The organism is Kluyvera cryocrescens NBRC 102467, assembly GCF_001571285.1.
GTDB classification, from domain to species: domain Bacteria; phylum Pseudomonadota; class Gammaproteobacteria; order Enterobacterales; family Enterobacteriaceae; genus Kluyvera; species Kluyvera cryocrescens.
Window position 1 is genome coordinate 1 of record NZ_BCTM01000064.1, and the last position, 8,334, is coordinate 8,334.

At 55.5% G+C, this 8,334-nt stretch carries 8 protein-coding genes and 1 tRNA gene; 4 read left to right on the forward strand and 5 right to left on the reverse strand.

Annotation, left to right across the window (positions count from 1 at the left end; translation table 11 throughout):
* The coding region (locus tag KCR01S_RS23200; RefSeq protein ID WP_072277223.1) for an LptF/LptG family permease at window positions 1–377 on the forward strand (377 nt) is incomplete at its 5' end.
* A gap of 96 nt (window positions 378–473) precedes the next feature.
* Here KCR01S_RS23200 and KCR01S_RS23205 read toward each other — a convergent pair.
* Window positions 474–1,973: a helicase HerA-like C-terminal domain-containing protein gene (locus KCR01S_RS23205; RefSeq protein ID WP_061285218.1), complete on the reverse strand. Its 1,500-nt coding sequence runs from the start codon at window positions 1,971–1,973 to the stop codon at window positions 474–476.
* A 134-nt stretch (window positions 1,974–2,107) separates the two neighbouring features.
* Between KCR01S_RS23205 and KCR01S_RS23210 the strand changes: the two genes are divergently transcribed.
* Window positions 2,108–3,751 carry a dihydroxyacetone kinase subunit DhaK gene (locus KCR01S_RS23210; RefSeq protein ID WP_061285219.1) on the forward strand — a complete coding sequence of 548 codons (1,644 nt, stop codon included), beginning with the start codon at window positions 2,108–2,110 and terminating at the stop codon, window positions 3,749–3,751.
* Between the two features lie 35 nt (window positions 3,752–3,786).
* Here the strand turns inward: KCR01S_RS23210 and ahr are convergent, their stop codons facing one another.
* The 3 genes from ahr to KCR01S_RS23225 all read right to left on the reverse strand — a co-directional run bounded on the left by ahr (window position 3,787) and on the right by KCR01S_RS23225 (window position 6,476).
* Window positions 3,787–4,806: an NADPH-dependent aldehyde reductase Ahr gene (gene ahr, locus KCR01S_RS23215; RefSeq protein ID WP_052282396.1), complete on the reverse strand. Its 1,020-nt coding sequence runs from the start codon at window positions 4,804–4,806 to the stop codon at window positions 3,787–3,789.
* Window positions 4,807–4,881: 75 nt separating this feature from the next.
* The gene (locus tag KCR01S_RS23220) at window positions 4,882–5,463 is read right to left on the reverse strand and encodes a class I SAM-dependent methyltransferase (protein WP_061285220.1); all 582 of its coding nucleotides are present in this window, start codon (window positions 5,461–5,463) and stop codon (window positions 4,882–4,884) included.
* On the reverse strand, window positions 5,463–6,476 hold the full coding sequence (locus KCR01S_RS23225) for an HNH endonuclease (RefSeq protein WP_061285221.1): 1,014 nt from the start codon (window positions 6,474–6,476) through the stop codon (window positions 5,463–5,465). Before KCR01S_RS23225 ends, KCR01S_RS23220 begins: the two co-directional genes overlap by 1 nt.
* 273 nt (window positions 6,477–6,749) lie before the next feature.
* On the opposite strand from KCR01S_RS23225, the gene KCR01S_RS23230 reads away from it, so the two are divergent.
* A tRNA-Leu gene (locus tag KCR01S_RS23230) sits at window positions 6,750–6,834 on the forward strand.
* Between the two features lie 222 nt (window positions 6,835–7,056).
* Window positions 7,057–7,983: a tyrosine-type recombinase/integrase gene (locus KCR01S_RS23235; RefSeq protein WP_244886225.1), complete on the forward strand. Its 927-nt coding sequence runs from the start codon at window positions 7,057–7,059 to the stop codon at window positions 7,981–7,983.
* Between the two features lies 1 nt (window position 7,984).
* On the opposite strand, the gene KCR01S_RS23240 is transcribed toward KCR01S_RS23235, so the two are convergent.
* Window positions 7,985–8,334 (reverse strand): IS3 family transposase (locus KCR01S_RS23240; protein WP_156478808.1); only part of this gene is annotated, 350 nt, incomplete at its 5' end.

The window sequence follows — 8,334 nt, forward strand, 5'->3', positions numbered from 1 at the left end:
CAGATAAGCTGGGCGTGGTGGCGCTGGATCCCGACGCGCTCTCCATCAGCGGCCTGCATAACTACGTGAAGTACCTGAAAGCCAGTGGCCAGGATTCCGGGCGCTACCAGCTCAACATGTGGAGCAAGGTCTTCCAGCCGCTCTCCGTGGCGGTGATGATGCTGATGGCGCTGTCGTTTATCTTCGGTCCGCTGCGCAGCGTGCCGATGGGCGTGCGCGTGGTGACGGGGATCAGCTTTGGCTTCGTGTTCTACGTCCTCGACCAGATTTTCGGCCCGCTGACGTTGGTGTACGGCATTCCGCCAATCATCGGCGCGCTGCTGCCGAGCGCCAGCTTCTTCCTGATAAGCCTCTGGCTGATGATGCGAAAAAGTTAACGGCTTAGCGCCATGTCAAAACCCGGCCTCGTTTCACGACGCCGGGTTTTTTTGTGGCTGAAATTTGAATGGGGCGTGTGATGCTTTCGCGTGCTGTTAGCGACGTCTACCGCCGAGCAGGCTGCCCAGCATGCCGCGCACAATTTGATTGGTCACCTGACGCACAGCGCTTTTCGCCGCCGTTTGTACCAGCCCATCATGTTTACCGCCGCGCGGCCCGGTGGTGCCAAAGACGATATCTTTCAAACTTCCTAACAGACCACCGTCGTCGTTCTGCTGACCTTTGGCCGGCGGCGCATCGGCCTGGCCTGCGCTGTTCTGCACGCCTTTTTGCAGCATCTCAAACGCTGACTCCCGGTCGACCTCATCCTCATACTTACCGTACAGCGATGAGTTATTGATAAGACCGTTGCGTTCATCGTCGGTCACCGGCCCCATCCGCGAGTCCGGGGCAATGACCATCGCCCGTTCAACAATTGATGGGCTGCCTTTCTCATCGAGGAATGAGATCAACGCCTCGCCGGTTCCCAGTTCCTGAATCGCCTGTTCGGTGCTGAAGGCCGGGTTAGCGCGCATGGTCTGCGCGGCGGTTTTCACCGCTTTTTGATCCTTCGGTGTGAAAGCGCGCAGTGCGTGCTGCACGCGGTTACCCAACTGCCCCAGTACCGCGTCGGGAATGTCCGCTGGGTTTTGCGAAACAAAGTAGACGCCGACGGCTTTGGAGCGGATCAGGCGGATCACCTGTTCGATTTTATCCAGCAGTACCTGCGGTGCGTCGTTAAACAATAGGTGCGCTTCGTCGAAGAAGAACACCAATTTCGGTTTTTCCAGATCGCCCGCTTCCGGCAGTTGTTCGTAGAGTTCAGAGAGCATCCATAGCAGGCTGGCGGCGTACAGCTTCGGCATCTGGTAGAGCTTCTCGGCGCTAAGAATGTTGATGACGCCTTTGCCGTTGCTGTCGGTACGCATCCAGTCTTTGATATCGAGCATCGGCTCGCCGAAGAAGTGTTCGGCACCTTGCTGCTCCAGCGTCAGCAGCCCGCGCTGGATCGCCCCAACGGAGGCGCTGCTGATATTGCCGTACTGATTCTGGAATGATTTGGCGTTATCGCCAATGTACTGGGTGATGGCGCGCAGATCTTTGAAATCGAGCAGCAGCAGGCCCTGGTCATCGGCGATGCGGAAGATGATATTGAGCACGCCGGACTGTACCTCATTAAGATTCAGCAAACGCGCCAGCAGCAGCGGGCCAAGATCGGAGACGGTGGCGCGCACCGGATGGCCCTTCTCACCAAAAATATCCCACAGTACCACCGGGTTCGCATGCGGTTCCCAGTCGGTTACGCCGATTTTATTGAGCCGCGCCAGCAGCTTCTCGGAGGCCTGGCCTTCCTTCGCAATACCGGTCAGGTCACCTTTCACATCCGCCATAAATACCGGCACGCCAATCTCGGAAAACGACTCCGCCAGTTTCTGTAAGGTGACGGTTTTCCCTGTCCCCGTGGCGCCGGTAATGAGTCCGTGACGGTTGGCCATGCCGGGAAGTAAAACCAACTGGGTATCCTGGGTACGTGCAATCAGCAAAGGTGCGCTCATGGGTAATCCTCCATTTTATCTGCGTCGAGTATAGGCAAAACAACGACATTGCGGTGCGGTAAATTGTCCGTTTTGCGGCGCAATATTCAGTGCGGACTATGCTTTGCGTACGGTTTGTTTATTTTGGGAATGTTATGTCCAGATTCTTTTTTAACGATCGCAAACAGTTGGTCGATGAGGCAATTGAAGGTTTAGTCCTCTCCGCCCCGCACGGGAATTTACTGCGGCTGGATGTTGATCCGGCGATCCGCATCGTGGCGCGTAGCGATTGGGATAAAAGCCGGGTGGCGATTATCTCCGGCGGGGGCTCCGGCCACGAGCCAGCGCATGCGGGCTTTGTTGGCAAAGGGATGCTCACCGCCGCCGTCTGCGGTGATGTCTTCGCGTCGCCCAGCGTGGATGCGGTACTGAATGCGATTGTCGCCGTCACTGGCGATCGCGGCTGCCTGCTGATTGTCAAAAACTACACCGGCGATCGTCTCAACTTTGGCCTCGCCGCCGAAAAGGCCAAGCGCTATGGCTTAAAAGTCGAGATGGTGATTGTGGCCGATGACATCGCGCTACCGGAGAACAAGCAGCCGCGCGGTATCGCTGGCACCGCGTTGGTGTATAAGATTGCCGGATACGCAGCGGAGCAGGGGAAATCGCTCAGTGAAGTGCACGCGATAGCGCAGCGCGCCTGCGACAACGTCTTCAGCCTTGGTCTGGCGATGAAGAGCTGCAATCTGCCCGGCAGCGAAGCCGAAGAACGCATTAAGCCCGGACAGGTTGAGCTTGGACTGGGGATCCACGGCGAGCCGGGGGCATCGATAGTCAGCAGCCATAACAGTCAGGCGCTGGTCGACACGCTGGCGCAGACGCTTAAAGCCTCGGTGGGCGATTCGCGCGTGGCGGTACTGATTAACAACCTGGGCGGTGTGTCGGAGCTGGAGATGGCGCTGCTGACCAAAGCGCTGGCGCACTCAGCGCTGCGCGAACAGATTGCTTATCTGATTGGCCCCGCCACGCTGGTCAGCTCGCTGGATATGAAGGGCTTTTCGCTCTCCTTGCTGATGCTGAATGACGCTACCGAACAGGCGCTGCTGGCCGAAGTTGAAACCGTTGGTTGGGTGAAGGCAACCGCCTTTGGGCCGCTAAAAACGCTGCAACATGCCAAAGTACACGATGCGCTGGACGTTCAGCCATCGGAGAATGCGCGGATACATGATGTGGTGGCGCGCACCACCCAGACGCTGCTCGGCCTTGAGGAGCGTTTGAACGCGCTGGACGCGAAAGTGGGCGACGGTGATACCGGCTCGACCTTCGCGCTGGGAGCGCAGGATATTGCCACTCAGCTTGCGCGCCATGCGCTGCCGCTGAACGAGCCGGCGCAGTTGCTGCAGTTTGTTGGCGAACGGCTGGCGACCGTGATGGGCGGCTCTAGCGGGGTACTGATGTCTCTGTTCTTCACCGCCGCCGGGCAAGCGTTGTCGCAAGGCGAGCCGATGCCGAATGCGTTGTTGGCCGGTTTAAAACAGATGAAGTTTTACGGTGGGGCGCAGGTAGGTGACAGAACGTTAATCGATGCACTGCAGCCCGCGCTGGAAGCGCTGCGGGATAGCGGGCTGGACGAGGCGATTCGCGCCGCACAGCGCGGTGCGGAGAGTACGGCGACCATGCAACAGGCGAAAGCTGGACGTGCCTCTTACGTGAACAGCGACAACCTGAACGGCGTACCGGACCCGGGAGCCGTGGCGGTGGCGGAAGTGTTTGCGGCGTTAAGCACCGACGAACGTTAGGAGAGAACCGGCGGCAGCGCGCCGCCGGTAAAACATCAGAAGTCGGCTTTCAGGACTACGCGGTAGCGGGCTTTACCGTCACGCACGTGCTGGATGGCGTCGTTGATTTTCGACATCGGGAACAGCTCGGTAATCGGTGCAACCTTGCTGCGACCGGCAAATTTCATCAGCTTGCGCAGCTCGAACGGGTTACCGGTCGCCGAACCGGAGATGCTGCGGTCGCCGCCTATCAGCGTAAACGCCGGTACCGGCAGCGGTGTCAGCACGGCACCCACGGTGTGGAAGTTACCGCCTGAAGCCAGCGCTTCGAAGTACGGCTGCCAGTTCAGGTCCACGTTGACGGTGTTGATGATCAAATCAAACTGACCGGCCAGCTCTTTCAGCGCTTCCGGCGAGCGGCTATTTACCACGTGATCTGCGCCCATAGCCCGCACTTCCTGCTCTTTCGACGGATTGGAACTGAACGCCGTCACTTCCGCACCCATCGCGCGCAGTAGCTTAATGGCGATATGCCCCAGACCGCCAATCCCAATCACCCCTACGCGGCTGGTAGCGGTGACGTGATGCATCAGCAGCGGTTTAAACACCGTAATCCCACCGCACAGCATTGGGCCTGCGGTTTCGATATCAATGTTGTCTGGCAGTGGGATCACCCATTGCCAGTCGGCGCGCAGCTTATCAGCAAAGCCGCCGTGGTTGAGAATGGTCGGCACTGAACCTTCGGTACAGTTGATCTGGTTGCCATCGATGCAAGCATCGCAGTGGCCGCAGCTTCGCGCCGTCCAGCCAATGCCCACGCGCTGACCAATCTTCAGCCCTTTACTCTGCGCGGCGCTGCCCAGCGCCACCACGTGACCAATCACCTCGTGACCGGCAACCAGCGGATATTGCGAGAAACCCCATTCGTTGTCGATCATCGACAGATCCGAATGGCAGATACCGCAGTAATCCACCTTCACCTCAACGTCTTCCGGCAGCAGTTCACCGGCGTCGTACTCCCAAACTTCCAGTTCCGCGCCAGCATTTTTAGCGGCGTAGCTTTTTATTATGGACATCGTGTATCTCTTTCGTGTGGTGTTGAACTGAGAGTGTAGAGCATGCACGGGGCCGGCGCTTGGCGGAAGGGGGGATTATGGGTGCTTCTGTAATAGTGCATTTAGCCACATTTCGCTGCGATCGGGGCGCTGATCCTCGGTTATCCAGTGACGTGTCAGCGTGATGTCTTCAAGCGTAGACAGCAGTGTATTCAGCCGCTGCTCGTTAAGGTCGGTAAAATGTCGTCCATCTTTGAGGCGTTCGCTATCGCCATATTTAAAAGAGGCATACCAGATACCGCCAGGCTTTAGCGCCCGAGCGAGTTTTGCCATCGCTGCGGGTAACTCCATGGCGCTGACGTGTAGCAGCGAAGCGCAGCACCAAATCCCCTCGTAGCGAGCGACGGCATCGACGTCGCTAAAGGTCATTTGCTTAACGGCCAGACCGGTATGCTGACTTGCGAGAATCGCCATTTCCGCCGTTGCATCGAAGGCCTCAACGCGATAGCCCCGCTGTAAAAATGCTTTACTGTCGCGCCCGGAACCACAGCCGGCATCCAGAACCCAGCCGTTTTTCGGAATGTGTTCCAGAAAAGGGCGGTAGAGAGCGTTCATATCGACATTGACCGTAGCGCTGAAAAAATCGTCGGCGTGTTGTTGATAATATTTAAGCGTCATCAGAATGTATCCGTTCCCTGTGCGGCTGGCTCCCATTGGTGGAACAGTACTTGTAGCGCATCGTTCCAACTGGTTGCCAGAAATTTTTCGCGCTGCGCCGTGGCGGTACCCGTTTGGCGGATGAGCGTTTCGCGTAGCGGCAGGTGGCTATTAATAAAGTACTCGTTTCTCTCGTTCAGGCGCTGAAGCAGCTTGCGCGAGGGCAGACGGGCGAACTTGCCTTTTTCGCCCCGGTTACACTCTTTGCATGCCAGCACCAGATTCCAGACACCGTCCACGTTACGCACCCGGTCGCGAGCCTTCCATGGGATAAAGTGATCGACATCGGCAAACGCCTCATCTCCAGGACGCAGGCTGATTGGCGCAAAACAGTAGAAGCAACGCCCCTTTTGGTAGCCGTTAAGGCTATCGCGGCAGCTTGAAATTGCGACTCGGCGATCGTTGTTACGGCTAAACAGCATCTGATCGCTGTAGTCATACTCCACGTTGATAAGCTGGCTGGAAATGTTCAGCGCCCATGCTTGTTCCACAAGACTCCAGCGCGCATCAGTTTCAAAACTGAGATTTTGATACTGCTGGCGCTCACCCAGACGGTAGAAATTATCGGTCAGGCGGATACCCTTATGGCTTTTACGCTCATCAATAAAAAAGCGTTTGTCGATTTCACCCTGATTCACATTGTGAAACGCATCAATCACATTATTAAAGCCCTGTCGAACCGTTATGGCAGTGAGCGCATCACGGCTGATCTCGCCTGCATTGAACTGTGAACAAGCAGCAATAAACTGGCTGCTGCGTGAAGTGATCTGCTTTGGCGCATGCTGTAAATGACGGCACAAATGATCGCTGAACGGCACGGCCAGGTCGTCGAGTAAAATCAGATCGCTGCCCTCTGGTTTCACGTCGTACAGGGCATGCGCGAGCGCAAATTTGTAGGATGCGACATTTTTGCCAAAGAGAATAATCCCGCGCCAGTAGTTTTCCAGCGTAGGTTCAACCTGATAGAAACGCATAACGGTGTCCTGAGATCGGATTGTGAGTACTTGATTCAGTTACACGATCTCATAACAAACCGGCGTAAATGTAAACCGCCCCGATCACGTTGCTTTTTTTTGCGAAGCGGATTCAGAGAAAAAGGATTAGTTGGGTATTCAGTAAGGGCTGGTGGCCGTTTTAGCCTAGAGGGCGACGTTTTTTTAGACACTTAGCAGCATGATAGATGACTGATGCTTGCATGGCAGCGCGCGGCAGGTATAATCCACAACGTTTTCCGCATACCTTTCCGTGCCGGAGTGGCGAAATCGGTAGACGCAGTTGATTCAAAATCAACCGTAGAAATACGTGCCGGTTCGAGTCCGGCCTTCGGCACCAAGTGATGCAATAATTAGCTACCTAAGGGTGGCTTTTTTTGTGTCTATTTCCGTCCAAATTCGTCCATATCCGTCTGTAATTCAAAGATAATTTACTTTTCTGTAATAGCCATATTTGTTTTGCGGTCTTTCCGTGTTGGTCGTTTTTCATCCATTGACATCCACGCGATTTGGGGGCCAAATTGGGGGCTTAGACGTAGTTCGATAATAGTGAGGCCCCCAAATGGCACTAACAGATCGCGCTATAGTCCACGCCAAGCCTTGTGGCAAGCCGTATAAGCTCAGTGACTCGCATGGACTTTACCTGCTGGTTAACCCTAACGGTTCAAAACGCTGGTACATCAAGTACCGTTTTGTAAACAAAGAGAAAAAGCTCGCTTTAGGACCTTATCCGCTTTTGACGCTTGCACAGGCAAGACGCATGCGTGAAGAGGCCCAATTACTGCTGATTTCCGGCATCGAACCGAGCGCACACCGAAAGGCTGAACGCCTTGCTATAGCGCCGGAACATACGTTTGAGTCTGTGGCACGCGAATGGGTCACCAGTAACGTTAACTGGCCGGCGGAACATAAGAAGCGGGTGCTGCGTTACTTCGAGCTTTACGTCTTTCCCACGAACGGTAGCTGCGACATTACCAAAATGAAGGTCAAAGACCTGCTGGTACCCATCAAAGAGGTGGAGAAAGCGGGCAAACTGGATGTCGCTTCTCGTCTCCAGCAGCGTACCGCGTGCGTTATGCGCTACGCTGTCCAGAACGGCATTATCGATCATAACCCTGCATCAGATTTAACCGGTGCGGTCTCTACGCCCAAAGTTCGTCATCACCCGGCGTTGGATCTGAATCTTATCCCTGATTTCCTGGATAGAATCGACGATTACAAAGGCCGTCAACTGACTCAACTGGCGGTAAAGCTGGCGCTGCTGCTGTTTATCCGCTCCAGCGAACTGCGCTTTGCCCGCTGGGATGAGATTGATCTGCGTAACGCCATGTGGACCATCCCCGCCGAGCGTGAGCCGATCCCCGGCGTTAAATATTCAGCGCGTGGGGCGAAGATTCACTCCCCACACCTGGTCCCATTGTCACGTCAGGCCATCGAACTGCTGCACGAGGTGCAGCAGCATTGCCGACCGGTGAATCGCCACGGATAATCTAGACACTTCCGAGCCGTTGATAATACTGGTTTTCATATTCTGTCGGTGACATCTGATTGCTCGAACCATGCCGACGCTTACTGTTATAAAACATTTCGATGTAATCAAAAATATCGCTGCGGGCTTCTTCCCGCGTTCCGTAGATCTTTTTCTTTATCCGTTCGCGTTTCAGCAACTGGAAAAAGCTTTCTGCAACCGCATTATCGTGACAGTTACCGCGACGGCTCATGCTGCCCTCCAGGCCGTGTGATTTCAGGAATGACTGCCACTCATGGCTTGTGTACTGACTGCCCTGATCTGAATGAACCAGCACCTGTTTTTGAGGATTACGCCGCCATATGGCCATCA

Excerpts from the sequence above, each read along its gene's own strand:
- KCR01S_RS23225 (WP_061285221.1), bottom strand. The coding sequence starts at position 6,476 with ATGCGTTTCTATCAGGTTGAACCTACGCTGGAAAACTACTGGCGCGGG.
- ahr (WP_052282396.1), bottom strand. The coding sequence starts at position 4,806 with ATGTCCATAATAAAAAGCTACGCCGCTAAAAATGCTGGCGCGGAACTG.
- KCR01S_RS23220 (WP_061285220.1), bottom strand. The coding sequence starts at position 5,463 with ATGACGCTTAAATATTATCAACAACACGCCGACGATTTTTTCAGCGCT.
- KCR01S_RS23205 (WP_061285218.1), bottom strand. The coding sequence starts at position 1,973 with ATGAGCGCACCTTTGCTGATTGCACGTACCCAGGATACCCAGTTGGTT.
- KCR01S_RS23235 (WP_244886225.1), top strand. The coding sequence starts at position 7,057 with ATGGCACTAACAGATCGCGCTATAGTCCACGCCAAGCCTTGTGGCAAG.
- KCR01S_RS23210 (WP_061285219.1), top strand. The coding sequence starts at position 2,108 with ATGTCCAGATTCTTTTTTAACGATCGCAAACAGTTGGTCGATGAGGCA.